1 protein-coding gene is annotated in these 236 nt (G+C 72.9%); it reads left to right on the top strand.

Annotated features, from left to right (window positions below):
* Positions 1 to 17 precede the first annotated feature (17 nt).
* A partial coding sequence (locus ACYQ0J_RS13755) for a metal-dependent hydrolase (protein ID WP_460170289.1) occupies positions 18 to 236 on the top strand: 219 nt, incomplete at its 3' end.

Here is a 236-nt window from a genome sequence, read left to right as displayed (position 1 = left end):
ATTTGCAAGGGGGGGCCATGACCGCCGCGACCCACCTGGCCGGGGCCGCCCTCACCGCTTCCCTCCTGCGGGGCTTCGGGGTGGAGGTGGGCCTCCTGGAGGGCCTGGCCCTGGCCTGGGGGGCGGTGATGCCGGATGTGGACACCACCACCTCCGGCCCCGGCAAGTTCCTGAGGCCCCTCTCCACCTTCCTGGAAAGGCGCTTCGGCCACCGCACCCTCACCCACTCCCTGCCC

Source organism: Thermus sp. FJN-A, from assembly GCF_054655095.1.
This window is presented reverse-complemented; position numbering and strand designations above follow the sequence as displayed.